Source organism: Pseudoalteromonas sp. CO325X (assembly GCF_004208955.1).
GTDB lineage: Bacteria > Pseudomonadota > Gammaproteobacteria > Enterobacterales > Alteromonadaceae > Pseudoalteromonas > Pseudoalteromonas ruthenica.
On sequence record NZ_SGPG01000021.1, the window covers coordinates 1 to 19,075 of the forward strand.

Genomic DNA, 19,075 nt, shown 5'->3' on the forward strand with positions numbered 1-19,075 from the left:
GGGCGACTGATGGGACTTGAACCCACGACAACCGGAATCACAATCCAGGGCTCTACCAACTGAGCTACAGCCGCCACTATAATGGCGCACCCGGAAGGATTCGAACCTTCGACCGACGGCTTAGAAGGCCGTTGCTCTATCCGACTGAGCTACGGGCGCGGTGCAACGAATACTTCTTCGTGCGAACCAAGTGACACTTTCTAAGAAAGTGGTCGGCGATGCAGGATTTGAACCTGCGACCCCTTGGACCCAAACCAAGTGCGCTACCAAACTGCGCTAATCGCCGATACTTGATGCATCATTGAGGACTCTTTACTGACCCCTCGCTGACAACGGGGTGCATAATAGTGATTTGCCCTGACAAGGTCAAACATTTTTTTGCCTTGAACTGCGCGTTTGCTCATTTTTAGGACATAGTGCTGTTGTTTTAGCAATTTTGGTTGATTTTTTATCACCTTAGACCATAAAAGCATGCTAAGCATCCCCCTTTACCTTGGCGGCAAGACGCTTTTCTGCGAAAATATCCGCCAGTTGGTGACGGGAGACCCCAAAATGCCCTCACTGATAATAAAAGTATTTCGTTCACATGTGTTGCTCATGCATTAAAGCAAAAAGCACACTAACCCCAAGGTATAGGTTACCCATGACGGCAAACATCATTGATGGTAAAGCAATTGCGAAGCAAGTACGTTCGCAAGTGGCTACACGTGTTGCTGCTAGGAAAGAGCAAGGTCTTCGTGCTCCTGGTTTAGCGGTGGTACTAGTTGGACAAGATCCAGCTAGCCAAGTTTATGTAGGTTCTAAGCGCAAAGCATGCGACGAAGTCGGCTTTGTTTCCAAATCTTACGATCTCCCAGGTGATACCACCGAAGCGCAATTGTTGGCGCTGGTTGACGAGCTCAATGCCGACAAAGAAGTTGATGGTATTTTAGTACAACTTCCTCTACCTGAAGGCCTGAACGCAGAGAAAGTACTAGAGCGCATCACCCCTCATAAAGATGTCGATGGCTTTCACCCTTATAACATTGGCCGCTTAGCACAACGTATGCCGGCATTGCGCCCATGTACACCAAAGGGGATCATTACCTTATTAGATTCCACTGGGGTCCGTTATAAAGGCATGCATGCCGTGGTCGTTGGTGCGTCAAATATTGTTGGCCGCCCCATGTCATTGGAGCTGCTGCTCGCTGGCTGCACCACCACTGTTTGTCACAAGTTCACCCAAGACCTTGAGCAACACGTTCGTCGTGCCGATTTACTTGTTGTGGCTGTAGGCAAACCTGAGTTTATTCCTGGTGAATGGGTGAAAGACGGCGCTTTAGTGATTGATGTTGGCATCAACCGTCTTGATAATGGCTCTTTGGTTGGCGATATTGCCTATGAGGCTGCGAGTCAACGTGCCAGTTACATCACGCCCGTGCCCGGCGGTGTTGGCCCAATGACGGTGGCGAGCCTAATAGAAAATACCCTAGAGGCCTGTGAGAACTATCACAGCGACTGACAGCCAGTGTCAATATGAAGTAAAGAATCCACCTTCTGAAGAAGGTGGCTTTGTGAATGCCCCCTCAAAGGGGGCGTTGTTTACTCCAGCGTTAATTGGGCTTGCTCTTGCTTCTCTTCTTTCTCTTGATGCCTGACGTAACGCCTTATTACCTCTTCATTTATTCCAACCGTATCGACAAAGTATCCTCGTTGCCAAAAATGGTTGCCCCACATCTTATTTTTTCTCAAGTAAGGATATTTACTAAATAGCTTTAGTGCTATTTTACCTTTGAGTGCTCCCATCAGGCTCGATATCGATAACTTCGGTGGGACCTTGATAACCAAATGAACATGGTCTAACTGCACATTGAGCTCTACCACTTTACAACCAAGTTGCTCACTGTATACGTGAATACAGCGATAGACATCTTTACCTACCTTGTTCTTCAGTATTCTGAAACGATATTTTGGGGTCCAAACTATATGATATTGACATCGCCAATACACATGCGATGCTTTCTCGTATCTACTCATGTTTCTTGTCCTTTGACTTCGCTAAAAATCAAAAGAGCAATTAACATGGGTAGCTTTTTCAGGCCAAGCCTAAATTGATGATAACCACCTACTGAAGTAGGTGGTTTAGGGGCTGAAAATAAAAGCCAGCTTAATGCTGGCTTTTTTGTGCTTATTTTCCTTGCCTTGGCTGTGCTGCCACCACCGGTCTGAGCCGCTGTTTTGCTAAGTTAACACCCTGTGGCAGTACCGAGAACATGATCATCAACGCCATCAAGGCATATTGCCAACCTTGGTAATGTTCAGCGAGCAAAATTACCGCTGTTACTATGCCTGCTATTGGGTTGGCAATGGTGCCAAAGGTAAATTCCACCACCGTCATACGCCCTAAGAGCCAAACGTACAAGGTGTAAGCAAGTGCTGTATTAGGAACGATAAGCCAGAACAAAGCGATCCATTGCTTTGCCGTCATAGGCTCACTAAGCGGTATATACGCATCGGGTGTAAATATGCTGGCTTGCACTGCGGCGGCTATGAGCAGCGCAGTGCCGCCAATAATTAACTGCCAGGTGAGCACGGTCCACCAATGAATATGCATACTCACGGTTTGCACTAGCGAACTACCAATGACAATACACAACAACGCCCCAGCTAAAGCAGCAAGCCCTAGGAGGCTCAATTCGACATGCTGAGGGTCAAACAATAACCAAGCGATGGTAACAATGGCCACAGCACAAAGCGATTGCACGGCACTTGGGCGCTGACCTTTAACAACCCAAGTATAAATCATCGCCACCACTGGCACCGAGACCATGCCTACACCGGCAATGGCTGCTGGCAAATTCACCGCCATAACAAAAATAAAAGCAAAAAACAGAGCAATATTGACCAAAGCGAGCACTGTTAGCCCCCGCCATTGTCGACCTTTAGGGAGCGACGGCTTTATCAACCAAAGCAGTATCCCTGCAGGCAAGGCGCGTAAAGCACCGAGAAGAATTGGCGGCCAATCTGGGGTGGCGTACTTAGTGACCGCATAAGTGGTGCCCCATAAAAATGCGGGGATCATTGCCAGTAGAATATTCATCAACGCTCCATAGTTACATTCAGCGCGAACAGGGTAAAACCTCAACTAAGATTGAGGTCAATGGAAAAATCACCACTTAAAGGCAACGTTCAAAAAACAAAGAACTGAGTGTGCAGCCAACCATGGTGAGAGAAAAAGAGTGACGTAAAAACGAAAACGCCGCGCCTAAGCGCGGCGTTTAATTAACATAAACGCTTAGGCCTTACGCCATGTTGTTTTACCAGCGGAGTCCTCGAGTACCACTCCCATGGCCGTAAGCGCATCACGAGCGGCGTCTGCCTCAGCCCAATCTTTATCAGCACGAGCCTGATTACGTTTGGCGATCAACGCTTCAATTTTTTGCGTTTCATCATCGTCTTGCTCACCTTGTAAAAAGGCAGCAGGGTCTTGCTGGGCAATACCTAACACTTCAGCCAGCTTAATTAAGATATAGGCATGCTCACCTGCACCTTGCTCATCTTGCCCTTTTAGGCGATTTACTTCCTTCGCCAACTCGAACAGCACGGGCAAGGCTTCAGGGGTATTGAAGTCGTCATTCATGGCTTGCTCAAAACGCGCTACCAACGGATGACCGTTCAGTTCAACAGCTACAGGCTGAACATCACGTAGAGCGGTATATAAGCGCTCCAACGATGAGCGCGCCTGCTCGAGATTCTCTTGCGAGTAGTTCAACTGACTCCGGTAGTGGCCGTTTATAAGGAAATAGCGTACGGTTTCGCGGTCGTAGGCTTTGAGTACTTCGCGTACGGTAAAGAAGTTGCCTAATGACTTAGACATTTTTTCTTTATTGACCTGAACCATGCCGGTATGGATCCAGGTTTTAACGTAGCGACCATTATTGGCGCAGCATGACTGAGCGATTTCATTCTCATGGTGTGGAAACTGCAAATCAGAGCCACCGCCGTGAATATCAAAATACTCACCTAGGTGTTTTGAGCTCATAGCTGAGCATTCAATATGCCACCCTGGACGCCCCTCACCCCAAGGTGAAGACCAACTAGGCTCACCGGCTTTGGCCTTTTTCCACAACACAAAATCTAAGGGGTCGTCTTTACCTGCTGCGACATCAACGCGCGCGCCCGCTTGTAACATCTCTAAGTCTTGCTGCGACAGCTTGCCGTACTCTTTAAAGGTGGATACATCAAATAAGACATCGCCACTATCGGCAACATAGGCATGCTCTTTGTCGATAAGCCGCTCGATCATCGCAATGATGTCATCCATGTGCCCGGTAACGGTAGGCTCTATGTCGGCATCAAGAATATTTAAGGCACGAAAGTCTTCGTGCATCGCGGCGGTCATCCGCTCTGTTAAGGCGTTAATAGGCTCATTGTTGTCATTAGCACGGGTAATGATTTTATCATCAACATCGGTGATATTACGCACATAAGTGACATCGTAACCGAGATAGCGGAGGTAACGATTCATCACATCGAAGGAAACATAGGTGCGCGCATGACCAACATGGCAATAGTCATAGATAGTGATGCCACACACATACATGTCTACTTTATTCTCGTTCAGTGGAGTAAAGCGTTCTTTTTGACGTGAAAGTGTGTTGTATATCTGCAACATTGCAATATGATCCTATCGTTATATTAATGGCGCTATCTTACCACTGCCCCGACTATCTCGCCACACGCAAGACCTCTGAAAATAACAAAAATAAAGCCTTTAGGGCAGTGTCATTGCTTGGTGCATTGTCTGATCCGCTACCCTACTATAAAATAGGCCCCTAATTATTAAATCAGAGACTCATCATGGTTGTACTAGATACCAACTTTGGCACGATTAAAATCGCGCTGTTTGCTGACAAAGCCCCTGTAACGGTTGAAAACTTTTTGAACTACGCCAAATCCGGATTTTATGACGGCACTATTTTCCACCGTGTCATCGACGGTTTTATGGTTCAAGGCGGCGGTTTTGCTCCGGGCATGGAACAGAAAAAAGTGCAGTCACCGATCAAAAACGAAGCCAATAACGGGTTGAGCAACAAAAAAGGCACGCTGGCCATGGCTCGCACCCCAGATCCACACTCAGCGACGGCACAATTCTTCATTAATGTGAATGACAATGACTTCCTTAACTTCAGCAGTGAAACTCCACAAGGCTGGGGTTATTGCGTGTTTGCCGAAGTCGTTGAAGGCATGGATGTAGTGGAGAAAATTAAAGACGTTGCAACTGGCAGCGCCGGCTTCCACCAAGACGTCCCCCTGGAAGATGTAATCATCAACAAAGTCATTGTTGAATAACTTATAGGCGCGCCTCGCGCGCCACCTTACTATCTGGACGCCTATGTCACGCACCTTGTTTATTGCCGACCTCCACCTCAGTAGCAACCAACCAGAGATCACAGATGCTTTTTTCGACTTCCTTGATAAAGAAGTAGATCAGCAAGTAGATGCCTTATACATATTAGGGGATTTCTTCGAGGTTTGGGTGGGCGACGATGCCAGTGACGCATTCAGTGATGATATTGCCGCTCGGCTTAAACAACTCGCAGACCAAGGTATTGCCATTTACTTTACCCATGGCAATCGCGACTTTCTACTTGGTCAACGTTATGCGCAAAAAGCTGGCATGACACTGCTTGCAGAGCAAACGGTGATAGACCTATACGGGACACCGGTGTTGCTATTGCATGGCGATGAAATGTGCACACAAGATCTTGAATATCAGCGCTTTCGGCGCAAAAGCCGAGGTTGGTGGTGGCCGCGATTGATGCTCGCGATGCCGCTTTGGTATCGCCGTCGTGTGGCGAAAAAGGCCCGTGCGAAAAGTAAACAAAGCCAACAGCACAAGGCCATCGAAATTCTTGATGTGGAGCGCTCAGCAGTACTTGATACCTTTTCGAAACATCAAGTAAGGATCATGATCCACGGCCACACTCACCGCCCAGCAGTGCATCATTACAGTCAAGAGCAAACCCGTATCGTCCTCGGTGATTGGTACGAGCAAAGCTCTTTTCTAGTGGTTGATAAACAGCATATGCGGCTGCACTATGGCGACCATGCTGATACGCTTACACAGTGGCAACAGGCTGACTAACTCGCGCTCGCTGAGTTTCAAACTATACTTGCTCTAATGAACGATTGCCCAATGTTGCGATAGGAGCAAAGTATGGTCTTGCGTGCACTTTTAAGCGCACTCGTGTTTATACTCAGTCAGCACACACATGCATTGGAGCGTTTAGAGCTCGCCACCGAACCTTTCCCACCTTATTTTTCCAGTACTTTGTATCAACATGGCTGGATGGCCCATTTAGTCAGTGAAGCTTTCCGAAGCCAAAATATAGTTGTGCGTATTCATTTTACGCAGTGGTCTCGGGCTTTGCGAGGGACAAAGAAAGGGAAATATTCGGCCGTATTGGGCGCATATAAAACCACGGCGCGGCAGCAAGACTTTGTTTTTAGCGCCGCACTGGCAAAAGCCCATAGTGGATTTTTCCGCCATGCAAAGAGCAATCGTGATTTTACTGGCGACTTAGCGTTAGTCGCACAAGACCCGATTGCCGTTGGTCGCGACTATGGTGAAGAGCAACTGCTCATAAACTATGGCGGCATCGACTACGTTGAATTGCCCAATCTGAGCAAAGCCTTACAATTACTCGAACGCCGACGAATTAGCTGGGTGCTCGGTCCGCAAGAAGTGGGTGAACATATTATTCGTGAATTAGCACTCTCTGAGCATTTGATGTTTGATTCACCGGCGTTGAGCGAAAACACCTTACATTTAGCCTTCGCCCGTCAGCATCCCCTTAGCCATTACCATCTAAAAGCGTTTCGCAGCGGCATGCAAAGTCTGCTCAAACAAGGTCGGGTGGCGGATATATTGGCACAGCATCCTTTGCCGCCACCGCAGCAACAAGCAGTACTAAGTTTACTTAAACAGCACTATCTTGATACTGGCGCACCAGAGTGAAATTTAAAATCTGGGTCTGGAGATGAAATAAGTTCCGCCTCTACTTCACCAAAAAAAGCGATGCGGGCACTGATATCTTCACCTGCTATTTGCTCGCCAAGGCTCAAGTAATCTTGATAATGGCGCGCTTCTGAGCGCAATAAGGAGATGTAGAATTCTCCCAGTTGCTTATCAACATGGGGGGCCAACATAGCAAAGCGTTCACATGAACGTGCTTCGATATAAGCGCCGCAAATCAATTTATCGATCAGCGCCTGCGGCTCATAGGTGCGCACATGTCGCAACAGGCCTTTGGCGTAGCGGCTGGAGGTAATTTTATCGTATTCAATGCCACAAGCTTGCATAATCTCTAACACTTGATAAAAGTGGTGTAATTCTTCTTTGATGAGTAACACCATTTTATCGATCAGCTCTTGGCCATAAGGGGTGTCTGACTTGGGCATCATCGATTTGTTTAAGCGGTTATAGTCAGCTAGCTCTCGCCAATCCCCCACCTGGCGGTAGGTAAAATCTTCGTATGGTTTGAGCCAAGCCAACAGCGCTTCTGCACTTTGCTCATCCACCGCATAACGACGAATTAAGTACATGGCGCTTTGTGCCGCTTTCAACTCACAAATAAGGTGATCGGTCAAAATTACCGTTAAGTTCTCTGGCTTTTTTGCTTGCTGCAGCCATGCATCCGGTGTCTGACATTGTAAAAATGCGTTGATCGGTTCTAAGAGTTGTTGGTACTTCGCTAACATAGAATTGTAATACTAACCGCTAATGCTGACCATTTTACCATACTGATTTTACCATGGGGCTTTCTTGACAAATTCTTTGCTCTGAACGATACCTTAATTAAGGCTGGTGAAAAATAATACAGCCATAACAACCAGTTTATTTAAGGGGCACACCTATGATTTTGAACCATCTTTGGGGCTTATACGCCCACCCAGTGGAAGAGTGGCAAACGATTGATAATCGCCACGAAAGTTTACTTTACAGCTTATCGCATATTCTCCTCATCGCCTGTATTCCCAGTGCAATGGGCTACTACTCCGGCGTACACTTAGGCTGGCATGTCGGCACGGGCGATGCCGTATTTCTTACTCACAACAGCGCCATGCTGATAGCTGTGGCTATGTATGTTGCTCTAATTGTCGGGGTTTTTGCACTTGCATACCTGGCCCACTGGATGGCAAAAACCTTTGGCGCCGAGCCAACTTTTACGCAGACCTTAGAGCTTGCGGCGTATACCTCTACTCCCGTTTTTATGGCCGCGTTTGCAGCCTTCTACCCTACTTTATGGTTTATCGTGTCTGTGGGCATTGTCGCGGTTGGCTACTCGGTGTATTTACTCTACACAGGTGTTCCTATCTTGATGCATATTCCCCATGAACGGGGCTTTATCTACGCCAGCTCTGTAGTGACATGTGGCCTGGTGTTACTCGTTATTATTCTTGCCGCTACCGCAATTTTGTGGACTAACGGGATTGTCTCGCCGGTCTTCAGTTAGCAGTGTGAGAGCAATAAAAAAAGGAGCCAAAGGCTCCTTTTTTTATTGCTCTTTAACCACAGTTAGTCATCTTGCGAATCGCTATCTTGGTTGTGTAATTCCAAGCTCGATGACATGGCTTGCTCTCGCACTGATTTGGCGGCATCGTTACGCAACTCATCAATACGATTTAGGTAGTCCTGATTGATGTCGCCCGTGACATAATTGCCATCAAAAACAGAGGTCTCAAAACGACTAATTTCTGGATTTTCCTGAGCCACTGCAGCCACCAAGTCGTCCAACGATTGATAAATCAGGCCATCTGCGCCGATGCTCGCATTGATATCTTCTACTTCACGTCCATGGGCAATTAGCTCTGCCGCTGAAGGCATATCGATACCATAGACGTTAGGGAAGCGCACCTCGGGTGCTGCTGAAGCAAAATAAACGTTCTTAGCGCCGGCTTCTCGGGCCATCTCTACGATTTGCGCAGAGGTGGTGCCACGGACAATAGAGTCATCAACCAGCAATACATTTTTGCCTTTGAACTCGCGATCTATCGCATTAAGTTTGCGGCGCACTGACTTTTTACGCAGCTCTTGCCCAGGCATGATAAAAGTCCGGCCGATATAGCGGTTTTTAACAAAGCCTTGGCGATAAGGTAAATCCAATACCGAAGCAATTTCTAGGGCGATATCACAGGATGTTTCAGGGATGGGGATCACCACATCAATGTCTTTGTCTGCCCATTCACGGTTAATTTTTTCGCCTAGTTTGGTGCCCATATTAACGCGAGTAGCGTACACAGACATATTGTCGATGGTGGAATCCGGTCGCGCAAAATAAACGAACTCAAACAAACAAGGGTTTTGTACCGACTTATCTGCACACAGTTGCGAATACAGTTGTCCATCCTCGGTTACGTAAATAGCCTCACCTGGTGCCACATCACGAATCACCTCAAAGCCGTCAGTATCCAGTGCCACGCTCTCTGAAGAGAACATGTACTCGGTGCCCTTTTCGGTTTCACGTTTTCCGAAAATCAGCGGACGAATGCCATGGGGGTCACGAAAAGCAACGATGCCATGACCAATAATCATCGCCATGGTGGCATACCCACCCACTACTTTTGAGTTAACCTCAGAAACCGCAGCGAAGATATCTTCTGGTGCCAAGTGCAGCTTGTCAGATTTGCTGAATTCATGCGCAAGAATATTCAAGAGAATTTCTGAATCAGAGGTCGTGTTAACGTGACGTCGCGCTTCGGTAAATAGCTGTTCTTTTAGCTGCTCGGCATTAGTCAGGTTGCCGTTGTGCGCCATGGCGATGCCAAAAGGCGAGTTAACATAAAAGGGCTGTGCCTCTGCAGAGCTTGACGTACCTGCGGTAGGGTAACGTACATGGCCGATGCCAATATTTCCCTGCAGACGTTTCATGTGTCTAGTATGGAACACATCCTTAACTAGACCATTGGCTTTACGCAGACTAAAGGTATTATTGTCTATGGTAATAATACCGGCCGCGTCTTGGCCTCGGTGTTGCAAAACAGTCAAGCCGTCATACAGCGCCTGATTGACGGGCGATGTTCCGACTATACCAACGATACCACACATTAAAATTTCCTCGCCGATTAACGGTTAGCTGAATTTAAAAAGCTTGAATTGTGTTCGAGATAGTCAAAAAACCACTCAATCACAAAGCCAAATTCAGGGATTAGTCGAGATGCGCTCCACCAGTCGGTGTTTGGGGCTCCGGTAAAGGCATCCAGGAAGAAGAGTATGGCGCTCACGACTAACACGCCACGTAAAGCACCAAACACGATTCCAAATACGCGATCGGTGCCCGACAACCCAGTGCGCTGCACTAGTTCGCCTAAAATATAGTTTAGCAATCCGCCTAAAAGCAACGTAGAGAAAAATAATATGGCTATCGCTGCTGCATTTCTTAAAAGGGGTTCTGAAATGTTGGTAAGGTAGGAGGCTAAATAGGGGTAAAATAAACTGGAGACAAAAAACGCGGCGGCCCATACGGCTAACGACATTGACTCTTTAACAAAGCCACGCACTAAACCAATTATGGTGGACAGTGCAATAATGCCGGCAATGGCGTAATCAACCCAGATCATAATAACCACTAGTCGTTTATTTGGGGCGCATTCTAACGGAGCGAGGCACTAAATACCAGATCATTTTGTCACTTGGAATTGAGTGATACGCCCTTTTAAGTTAGTGAGCTTTTGCAACTGGGGGAGTTGCTTTTCCAAGGTTGCCTTATCCAATTCAGGCCCCACTAACACTTTCGTCAATTCGCCATTTGGGGTCTTCACCGGGCGGGTAAATACATTAAAACCGGCATCTTTAAGCTTTTTGCTCAAGGCATCCACGCTACCTTGGCGAGAGAAGGCCCCCAACTGCACCACATAGGCCATTTCTTTTAACGCACTCTGTTGTGGGCGGGTCAATGGCTCATCTTTGGTTAAGGTGTTAACCGTGACCGTATCATTGCGCTCGGTAACCTGCTGCGCACTTTGTTCATCAGCCCCACTTTGAGTATCACCACGCTGTTGCAACTTATCGTCATCGGCTGCCAGTTCTTCGCTTTTGGCATCATCAGGCAGTGGTGCGCTATCGGCTTTTTCCGATAACGCTTCTTGCAGATCAATAGACTTAAACTCAGGGCGCTCTGGAATGGCTTTAAACCCTTCTTTGTAGCGCACTTTATCGCCATCAAGGATATTGGGAATAAAAACGACCGCAGCGACGACGACAATAATGGTTCCCACTAAGCGGTTTATAAACCCTGAGTTCACTGTTACGCCCTCTCGTTATCAAAAAAGGTGATTGCTTGTGCTACAGTGTAAAACGATCCGAATATAATCAAAAGGCTTTGCGCACAAAGTTGTGGTAAAACAGCGCGCATTGCGTCACTGACCTGCTCATATGTTCCTTCAACCTTGACAGACTGTGTCACTTTGGCTGTTAATTGCTGCGCACTCAACCCGCGCGGATTATCTAATCCAGCAACGTGCCAATGAGTAACCACCGGTGCCATCGCGGTAATCACGTCGGCATGCTCTTTATCACCCAGCATGCCGATAATGGCATGTATTGTCTTACCCTGTGCCTGAAGGCTCTGTAAACGTGTGGCTAAATAACGGGCTGATTCTCGGTTATGGGCCACATCAGTATAGACCAAAGGCTCCTTACTCAGTTGTTGAAAGCGCCCTTTTACCTGAAGTTGTTTCAAACAATCAGCTATGTCTGTTACCGCCGGCAATAAATCCAGTTTTGCTAACACACTCAATGCGGTAGCGGCATTTTGCGCCGGAATAGCGGGTTTAGCAAAGGTCAGCGACAGCTTGCCCATCTGCCAATTGAAGGTGGCTTCATCTTCAGTAAAAATAAAGTCGCGCTTAGACAGGCACAAATCGGCATTAATTTGCTCGCCATAATCCACCACAGTGTGGGGAATATCTAAGTCACCCACCACTGCGGGTACGTTGCTACGAAAAATCCCCGCCTTATCATAACCGACCAGTTCACGGGTATCACCGAGGTACTCTTTATGATCGAGATCGACGGTAGTGATCACGCTCGCGACTGGATTAACTATATTGGTGGCGTCGTAACGTCCCCCAAGCCCTACTTCCAAGAGCACATAATCCACCGCTTCGCGTTTAAAAATTGCCAGCGCTGCCAAGGTGCCATATTCAAAATAGGTAAGTGGCACATCGCCTCGTCCTTGCTCGAGACTGTTAAAGGCATCAACATGGTATTGATCGTCAAGCTCGGCGCCATTGATGCGGACCCGCTCGTTATAGCGAATAAGATGAGGAGAGGCATAGGTGCCGACGGAATACCCTTGGCTCAGTAATAGCTTTTCCAGGCATTGTGCGGTGGTGCCTTTACCATTGGTGCCAGCAATTAAAATTACTTTGCTAGGGGTATGAACAAGGCCCATCTTATCGGCAACGTTCTGCACGCGCTCAAGGCCCATTTCGATGTTAGCAGGATGGATTTGCTCTAAATAACAAAGCCAATCATCAAGGCTTGACGATTGGCTCGGTATGGAATCTGACATAGGTTGTAAGTTTCTAGGTTACCGAGAAATTTACGCTACTCTATGCTCTTGTTCAGTAGAAGGCAAGTTCATTAGCTTAGCCAATAAACGCGCCACAGTGTCGCGCATTTCGCGGCGATCAACGATCATGTCGATAGCACCATGCTCTAATAAGAACTCACTGCGCTGGAAGCCCTCTGGGAGAGTTTCACGTACTGTTTGCTCAATAACTCGTGGGCCGGCAAATCCAATCAGTGCTTTGGGCTCAGCAATATTCACATCACCTAGCATAGCTAAAGACGCCGATACACCGCCCATTGTTGGGTCAGTCAGTACAGAAATAAAAGGCAGCCCTTTTTCACTCATTTTTGCTAATGCAGCACTGGTTTTAGCCATTTGCATCAACGACATCAATGCTTCTTGCATGCGAGCACCGCCTGATGCAGAAAAACACACCAACGGCATATTATGCTCTAAGCACACATTGACGGCTTCAACGAAGCGGGCGCCAACAACCGAGCCCATTGAGCCACCCATGTAGGCAAACTCAAACGATACCGCCGCAACAGGAATGCCTTTAAGCTGCCCTTTCATAGCAACTAAGGCGTCTTTCTCGCCACTGCTTTTGTTCGCGGCGCTGATGCGGTCTGAATATTTTTTTGAGTCTTTAAACTTCAGTACATCTTTTGGCTCATGCTGCTCACCGAGCTCGGCGCGCCCAGCGTCATCGAGAAATAGCTCTAAACGTTTACGGGCGCTGATACGCATGTGGTGATCACATTTCGGGCATACGTTCATGGCTTTTTCTAATTCTGCTTTGTACAGAATCGAATCGCACGACGTACACTTAGCCCACACCCCTTCTGGAATTTCTTTCTTGCCAGAAGATTTTGTGGTTTTTGGTAAGATTTTTTCTAACCAGCTCATTGGCAACTCTCTTAATGCTTGTCAGGACCGGGGCGGATTGAGCACCCCAAAATTAGCCGATAAATTAGCACAATTAAAACATGAAATTAGTTGCTTAGATATAAAAAACTGGTCGGCGTAGTCCATTTACACCTACCATTCACCCCTTTTTATTAGCTCTTTGGTGGCTCGTTATCGGGTAAAAAAAGCGGTCCCAGTGGCGTGCTGGGAATTTGCCACTGCTCGGGATAGTCCACGTCCACCAAATATAAACCATTAGGCTTAGCGGTTGCACTGGCCTGGGTGCGGTCTTTAATAGCCAATAAATGCTGCATCCATTGCGGCTCTTGCTCACCAACACCAATGTCCATCAAGCACCCGGTAATATTACGCACCATATGATGTAAAAAGGCATTGGCCTTGATATCAACAACGATGTAATCACCGATGCGCTCAACAAATAGATGGTGAATATTACGAAACGGCGTGTTGGACTGGCAATGCACCGCCCGAAACGAGGTGAAATCTTGCTCGCCGAGCATATACGCACAGGCCGCTTGCATGCGTGTTTCATCCAGCGGGTGATGATAATGAGTCACCCCAGAGCGCAAAATCCCTGGGCGATAGGGGTGATTATAAATGACATAACGATAACGCCGCGCGGTGGCACTAAAACGAGCATGAAAATCATCAGCGGTTGGCATTGCATAGCGCACGGCGATGTCATCAGGCAACTGCGAGTTCATACCTAAGGTAAAAGCGCCCATATCACGCTCAGCATGGGTATCAAAGTGCACAACTTGGCCGGTGGCATGAACACCGGCGTCGGTACGCCCTGCACAAGTAATATCCACAGGGTGATTACAAATACGGGACAACGCAGTTTCAATTTCCGCTTGGATACTGCTGACATGAGATTGACGCTGCCAGCCACTGTAGCGGGCACCATTGTATTCGATTCCTAAAGCGACGCGCATTGATACTCTTAGCTCAATAAAATTTTCGGCATTTTAAACGCTCTGCGGGCAAATAGCTAATGCTGAGGGCAATGAGGCTCCCGAAGGGAGTAAGCTTGCCCATAGACAAGCAGTTAATACAAAAAATGCGCAGACACTTTGCCTGCGCATTTATCATCTCGCGGCTGAGCTTAGCACGCTAGCGTTTCAGACGTTCCTGCAAGGCTTGCGCCTCTTTATGGAGCGACTGCGGGCCATTATCAAGCACGTCTTGTAGCGCTTCGAGGGCTGAATCAACATCATCAATTTCGATATAAGCCCTCGCTAAATCCAATTTAGCGCTGAAACCGCCGTCTTCACTATCAACATCGGTCTTTTGCGAGTCGTCTAGCATGTCATCAAACTCACCCAAGCCCACATCCATATCGACTTCATCATAGGGTTCGTTATCAGGCTCTGAATCATCACTCTGCTCGAGCAGGTCATCAATATCAAGATAGTCCGGCTCTGCTGCGCCACTGTCGTCTTCGTTCGCGTCTGCGACCGCGTCTGCACCCGCGTCTGCGACCGTGTCATCATCCGCGTCAAAGTCACTATCGGCGAGCAAACTCTGCAGATCAAGGTCGTTATCTTGCGGTTCACCGATCACATCTTCATCTGGCTCAGCAAGTTCGTTGAGCAGAGCATCAAAATCGGTCTGCGTTAAGTCAGCAAGGAAATCCTCATCGAGCTGACTGTCGTCGAGTTGTTCGTCACCATCGATATCGTCATCTAGAGAGTCATCCATCAGTGCGCTTAACTCACCGTCAAGGTCGCCATCCAAATCACTAGAGAGATCGAGCTCTTCATCTCCCTCTTGAGCCATCGCTTCGCTGAGTTGCTGCTCAGCTTCGCTACTAAATGGCTCGTCGAGTTCAAGCTCGGGATAGTCATCTAGCTGCTGGCTAGGATGTTCAACATCCCCCATTTGGAGCTCTTGAGAGCTAACAGGCTCAACGTCCGATGCATCTTCGTCTTCAAGCAGTGGATCGTCGCCTAAGTCAAGTTCGAGATCAGGCTCATCAAAATCAGCAAAATCTGCTTCAAGTAGCTCTTGGTCAGCACTTTCATCAATCGTACCTTCATCACTCGCATCCGGTTGCGCTTGATCTTCTATTTCAAGCTCTGGTGCATCAGCAAGTAAGTCATCACCATCGAGGTCATCATCCTCTTCTAATACGAGTTCTGGCTCCGGTTCAACGTCACCCTCTTCATCAGGAGTCTGCTCATCTTCAGGAAGGTCATCGCCGTCTAATTCGTCACCTTCTTCCTGCGCAAGCTCTAGCTCCGGTCCAACGTCACCCTCTTCATCTGCCGCTAGCTCGTCGCCAGGAGCATCTTCAAGGAGATCGTCACCATCTAATTCGTCATCTTCTTCCAGCGCAAGCTCTGGCTCCGGCTCAACGTCACCCTCTTCATCTGCCGCTTGTTCATCGCTAGGGGCATCTTCAAGGAGATCGTCCCCATCTAATTCGTCATCTTCTTCCAGTGCGAGTTCTGGCTCCGGCTCAACGCCATCCTCTTCATCTGCCGCTTGCTCGTCGCCAGGAGCATCATCAAGGAGATCGTCGCCATCTAAGTCGTCATCTTCTTCCAGTGCGAGTTCTGGACCCGGCTCAACGTCATGCTCTTCATCAAGGGTCTGCTCATCGCGAGGTGCATTATCAAGGAGATCGCCGTCTAAGTCGTCATCTTTCTCCAGCGCGAGCTCTGGCTCCGGCTCAACGTCATGCTCTTCATCTGCCGCTTGCTCATCGCTAGGGGCGTCATCAAGGAGATCGTCACCATCTAAGTCATCATCCTCTTCCAGTGCGAGCTCTGGCTCCGGTTCAACGTCACCTTCTTCATCAGGAGTCTGCTCATCACCAGCGGCTTCACCAAGAAGATCGTCGCCGTCTAAGTCATCATCCTCTTCCAGCGCAAGTTCTGGCTCCGGCTCAACGCCATCCTCTTCATCAGCCGCTTGCTCATCGCGAGGGGCGTCATCAAAGAGATCGTCACCATCTAATTCGTCATCTTCTTCCAATGCGAGTTCTGGCTCCGGCTCAACGTCACCCTCTTTATCAGAAGTCTGCTCATCGCCAAGGACATCTTCAAGAATGTCATCGCCGTCTAAACCATCATCTTCTTCCAATGCGAGTTCTGGCTCCGGCTCGACGTCACCCTCTTCATCAGATGTCTGCTCCTCTTGAGGTGCGTCATCAAGTAGGTCATCGCCATCGAGGTCATCATCTACAGCGCCTTGCTCGTCTGCGGCGTTTTCATCCATCAGCTCATCGATATCAACATCGCCCTCATCGGCATCTGCTGCTGGCGCTTCTGCCGGTTCATCAAGCAGGCTATCAACATCAAGCTCATCTTCTTCAGCGCTTTGCTCATCTGCGGCGTTTTCATCCATCAGCTCATCGGCATCTGCTGCTGGCGCTTCTGCCGGTTCATCAAGCAGGCTATCGACATCAAGCTCATCTTCTTCAGCGCCTTGCTCGTCTGCGCCGTTTTCATCAATCAGCTCATCGATGTCGATATCGCTTTCATCGGCATCTGCTGCTGGCGCTTCTGCCGCTTCATCGAGTAGGCTATCAACATCAAGGTCATCTTCTTCAGCGCTTTGCTCGTCTGCGCCGTTTTCATCAATCAGCTCATCAATATCGACATCGCTTTCATCGGCATCTGCTGCTGGCGCTTCGGCCGCTTCATCGAGCAGGCTATCAACATCAAGCTCATCTTCTTCGGCGCCTTGCTCGTCTGCGCCGTTTTCATCAATTAGCTCGTCAATATCAACGTCGCTTTCATCGGCATCTGCTGTTGGCGCTTCTGCCGCTTCATCGAGCAGACTATCAACATCAAGGTCACCTTCTTCAGCGCTTTGCTCGTCTGCGCCGTTTTTATCAATCAGCTCATCGATATCGACATCGCTTTCATCGGCATCTGCTGCTGGCTCTTCTTGAACTTCATCGAGCAGGCTATCAATATCAAGGTCATCTTCTTCGGCGCCTTGCTCGTCTGTGGCGTTTTCCTCTAGTAAGTCATCGACATCGAAATCGTCATCCGCCGGCTCGGACTGTGTTTCATCAACAAGCTCATCAATATCAAAGGTATCATCCCCTGACTCGGCATCTGTCTGCTCGAGCTGATCGTCAGCCAACTCCTCAGACAATGCGGCCATCGCCTCATCGCTATCATCGCTCGGTTCTTCACCGTTAGCGTTTGCCTGTGACTCGTCTTCGCTGTCATCGGTGGCAAATAAGTCGTCAATATCTTCGTCGCTAAGAATATCGCTATCTGGTTCATTTTCTTCTGGCACATCAACACTGATGTCATCACCAGGGGCATCAAAATTTTGCTGTAATACCGCTTCTTCTTGGCTCACTTCAGCATCAGACTCATCGTCAAATACCACGTCATCATCAAGTAAGCCGTCTAACTCGTCTTGGTCTAACAGTGAGTCGATATCGTCAGCCCCATCACCGCCTTCATCTAAAATATCGTCGCTTTGATCAAGGAAGTCGTCATCGTCTAACTGAATGCCTGGCTCATCTAACGCATCATCGGGGTCATCGAGCGGTAAATCATCAAGGCTGTCGTCTAAGCTGTCGTCATCCGCACCTAAATCTAGGTCATCGATACCGGCCTCAGGTTGAGTTTGCATTTGCGGCGCCGGTGTTTGCGGTAGGAATTCATCGTCGTCGCTTGGCTCAGGCTCTTTTGCTGACTGACGTTTCTTTAAAATGAAAATAATTAACCCGAGCACGGCTAATGCTGGAATAGTCATCATCAAAACTAATTTCAACCACGTTGGGATGCCTTCGAGTGCACTTTGTTCTTGCTGCGCTTGCTGTAACTTCTGCTGCGCCATGGCCTCACGTTCAGCCAGTATCTGTTGCAGCTGGCGCTGCAACTCTGCGTCCTTTTCGTCAAGCTGATCTTTGACTGTGGCAAGCTGTTCGCTGATCTTCTCAAGTTGCGATTTCAGCTGACGATTCTCAGTCAATATCGCCTCTACATCGGTCACAGACGACTTGAACTGCTCTTGTAGCTCCACCAAACGCTCGCCTTGTAAACGCTTAAGCTGCTCTAATTCGCTTTTCAGTTCCGTTTTGGCTTTTTCGACATCTTCTTGACGCGCCGACGTGGTTTTTTTCGCGACCAGATCGATTTCATTACTATTAAGCGTGCCGTTTTTAATTTTCTCCCACAAACGGTCATCTTGCTCAGACTTTTGTCGTGCCTGAGCTGGGTCAATAGTACGAATTTCATTTAACGAGGGAATACGCAAATATGCGCCATCACGCATGTGGTTAAGGTTTTTGTCTAAAAATGAGTCGGGGTTTTTCTCGTAAAGGGCAACCATTACTTGATACATGGTCACTGAGTTGTCGGGACGCACCTTGGCAGCGATTCGCCACAAGGTGTCAGTTGGCTTAATGGGTCCGATAGAGCGGCCTTGAGCACCATAGTCGACCCCTTTAGGACCACGAATTTCAGTGCTTTGCGCACTCGTGCCAGCCGCTACTAGGGTCGCGACAACAAAAACCAGTGTAACTAAACCGCGCATGCTTTTCCTTTACTCATTTTTTTGTGCTTTATGGAAGGTTATCGGCCGCAAAAGCCATCTCCCGAGTCATTGTTTTTCTTGTG

The 19,075-nt window shown here is 48.2% G+C and carries 16 protein-coding genes and 3 tRNA genes; 5 read left to right on the forward strand and 14 right to left on the reverse strand.

What is annotated here, in order from left to right; translation table 11 throughout:
* Position 1: 1 nt before the first annotated feature.
* The 3 genes from EXT46_RS10780 to EXT46_RS10790 form a co-directional block, all read right to left on the reverse strand.
* A tRNA-His gene (locus EXT46_RS10780) sits at positions 2 to 74 on the reverse strand.
* Positions 75 to 82: 8 nt separating this feature from the next.
* Positions 83 to 159: transfer RNA gene (locus EXT46_RS10785), tRNA-Arg, on the reverse strand.
* 50 nt (positions 160 to 209) lie between these two features.
* Positions 210 to 286: transfer RNA gene (locus EXT46_RS10790), tRNA-Pro, on the reverse strand.
* Between the two features lie 357 nt (positions 287 to 643).
* On the opposite strand from EXT46_RS10790, the gene folD reads away from it, so the two are divergent.
* Positions 644 to 1,501 (forward strand): bifunctional methylenetetrahydrofolate dehydrogenase/methenyltetrahydrofolate cyclohydrolase FolD, encoded by an 858-nt coding sequence (folD, locus tag EXT46_RS10795; protein WP_022945640.1) that lies wholly within the window; start codon positions 644 to 646, stop codon positions 1,499 to 1,501.
* A gap of 80 nt (positions 1,502 to 1,581) precedes the next feature.
* On the opposite strand, the gene tnpA is transcribed toward folD, so the two are convergent.
* The 3 genes from tnpA to cysS form a co-directional block, all read right to left on the reverse strand.
* Complete coding sequence (tnpA, locus tag EXT46_RS10800) at positions 1,582 to 2,016, reverse strand: IS200/IS605 family transposase (RefSeq protein ID WP_130147214.1); 435 nt, start codon at positions 2,014 to 2,016, stop codon at positions 1,582 to 1,584.
* 151 nt (positions 2,017 to 2,167) lie between these two features.
* A complete protein-coding gene (locus tag EXT46_RS10805) occupies positions 2,168 to 3,079 on the reverse strand; it encodes an EamA family transporter (RefSeq protein WP_045978118.1) in 912 nt (303 codons plus the stop codon).
* Positions 3,080 to 3,274: 195 nt separating this feature from the next.
* Positions 3,275 to 4,654, reverse strand: a complete 1,380-nt coding sequence (cysS, locus tag EXT46_RS10810) for a cysteine--tRNA ligase (RefSeq protein ID WP_130147216.1) — start codon at positions 4,652 to 4,654, stop codon at positions 3,275 to 3,277.
* Positions 4,655 to 4,839: 185 nt separating this feature from the next.
* Here cysS and ppiB point away from each other — a divergent pair, with 185 nt between their 5' ends.
* The 3 genes from ppiB to EXT46_RS10825 all read left to right on the forward strand — a co-directional run bounded on the left by ppiB (position 4,840) and on the right by EXT46_RS10825 (position 7,000).
* On the forward strand, positions 4,840 to 5,331 hold the full coding sequence (gene ppiB / locus EXT46_RS10815; RefSeq protein WP_045978120.1) for a peptidylprolyl isomerase B: 492 nt from the start codon (positions 4,840 to 4,842) through the stop codon (positions 5,329 to 5,331).
* 43 nt (positions 5,332 to 5,374) lie between these two features.
* A complete protein-coding gene (lpxH, locus tag EXT46_RS10820) occupies positions 5,375 to 6,127 on the forward strand; it encodes a UDP-2,3-diacylglucosamine diphosphatase (protein WP_130147218.1) in 753 nt (250 codons plus the stop codon).
* Between the two features lie 72 nt (positions 6,128 to 6,199).
* Positions 6,200 to 7,000, forward strand: coding sequence for a transporter substrate-binding domain-containing protein (locus tag EXT46_RS10825; RefSeq protein ID WP_130147220.1), 801 nt, complete (start codon positions 6,200 to 6,202; stop codon positions 6,998 to 7,000).
* Here the strand turns inward: EXT46_RS10825 and EXT46_RS10830 are convergent.
* The gene (locus tag EXT46_RS10830) at positions 6,973 to 7,743 is read right to left on the reverse strand and encodes a tRNA isopentenyl-2-thiomethyl-A-37 hydroxylase MiaE (RefSeq protein ID WP_130147222.1); all 771 of its coding nucleotides are present in this window, start codon (positions 7,741 to 7,743) and stop codon (positions 6,973 to 6,975) included. The genes EXT46_RS10825 and EXT46_RS10830 overlap by 28 nt on opposite strands.
* 155 nt (positions 7,744 to 7,898) lie before the next feature.
* Between EXT46_RS10830 and EXT46_RS10835 the strand changes: the two genes are divergently transcribed.
* Positions 7,899 to 8,498, forward strand: a complete 600-nt coding sequence (locus tag EXT46_RS10835) for a Yip1 family protein (protein WP_022945647.1) — start codon at positions 7,899 to 7,901, stop codon at positions 8,496 to 8,498.
* A 62-nt stretch (positions 8,499 to 8,560) separates the two neighbouring features.
* Here the strand turns inward: EXT46_RS10835 and purF are convergent, their stop codons facing one another.
* The 7 genes from purF to EXT46_RS10870 form a co-directional block, all read right to left on the reverse strand.
* On the reverse strand, positions 8,561 to 10,090 hold the full coding sequence (gene purF, locus EXT46_RS10840) for an amidophosphoribosyltransferase (RefSeq protein ID WP_022945648.1): 1,530 nt from the start codon (positions 10,088 to 10,090) through the stop codon (positions 8,561 to 8,563).
* Positions 10,091 to 10,107: 17 nt separating this feature from the next.
* Entirely contained in the window at positions 10,108 to 10,602 is a 495-nt protein-coding gene (locus EXT46_RS10845; RefSeq protein ID WP_022945649.1) for a CvpA family protein, read from the reverse strand.
* 60 nt (positions 10,603 to 10,662) lie between these two features.
* Complete coding sequence (locus EXT46_RS10850; protein WP_130147224.1) at positions 10,663 to 11,286, reverse strand: SPOR domain-containing protein; 624 nt, start codon at positions 11,284 to 11,286, stop codon at positions 10,663 to 10,665.
* A 2-nt stretch (positions 11,287 to 11,288) separates the two neighbouring features.
* Positions 11,289 to 12,557, reverse strand: coding sequence for a bifunctional tetrahydrofolate synthase/dihydrofolate synthase (gene folC / locus EXT46_RS10855; RefSeq protein ID WP_130147226.1), 1,269 nt, complete (start codon positions 12,555 to 12,557; stop codon positions 11,289 to 11,291).
* A 30-nt stretch (positions 12,558 to 12,587) separates the two neighbouring features.
* Positions 12,588 to 13,463, reverse strand: coding sequence for an acetyl-CoA carboxylase, carboxyltransferase subunit beta (gene accD / locus EXT46_RS10860; protein ID WP_022945652.1), 876 nt, complete (start codon positions 13,461 to 13,463; stop codon positions 12,588 to 12,590).
* Positions 13,464 to 13,615: 152 nt separating this feature from the next.
* Positions 13,616 to 14,419, reverse strand: coding sequence for a tRNA pseudouridine(38-40) synthase TruA (gene truA / locus EXT46_RS10865; protein ID WP_022945653.1), 804 nt, complete (start codon positions 14,417 to 14,419; stop codon positions 13,616 to 13,618).
* A gap of 178 nt (positions 14,420 to 14,597) precedes the next feature.
* Positions 14,598 to 18,992, reverse strand: a complete 4,395-nt coding sequence (locus tag EXT46_RS10870; RefSeq protein ID WP_130147228.1) for a FimV/HubP family polar landmark protein — start codon at positions 18,990 to 18,992, stop codon at positions 14,598 to 14,600.
* Positions 18,993 to 19,075 lie beyond the last annotated feature (83 nt).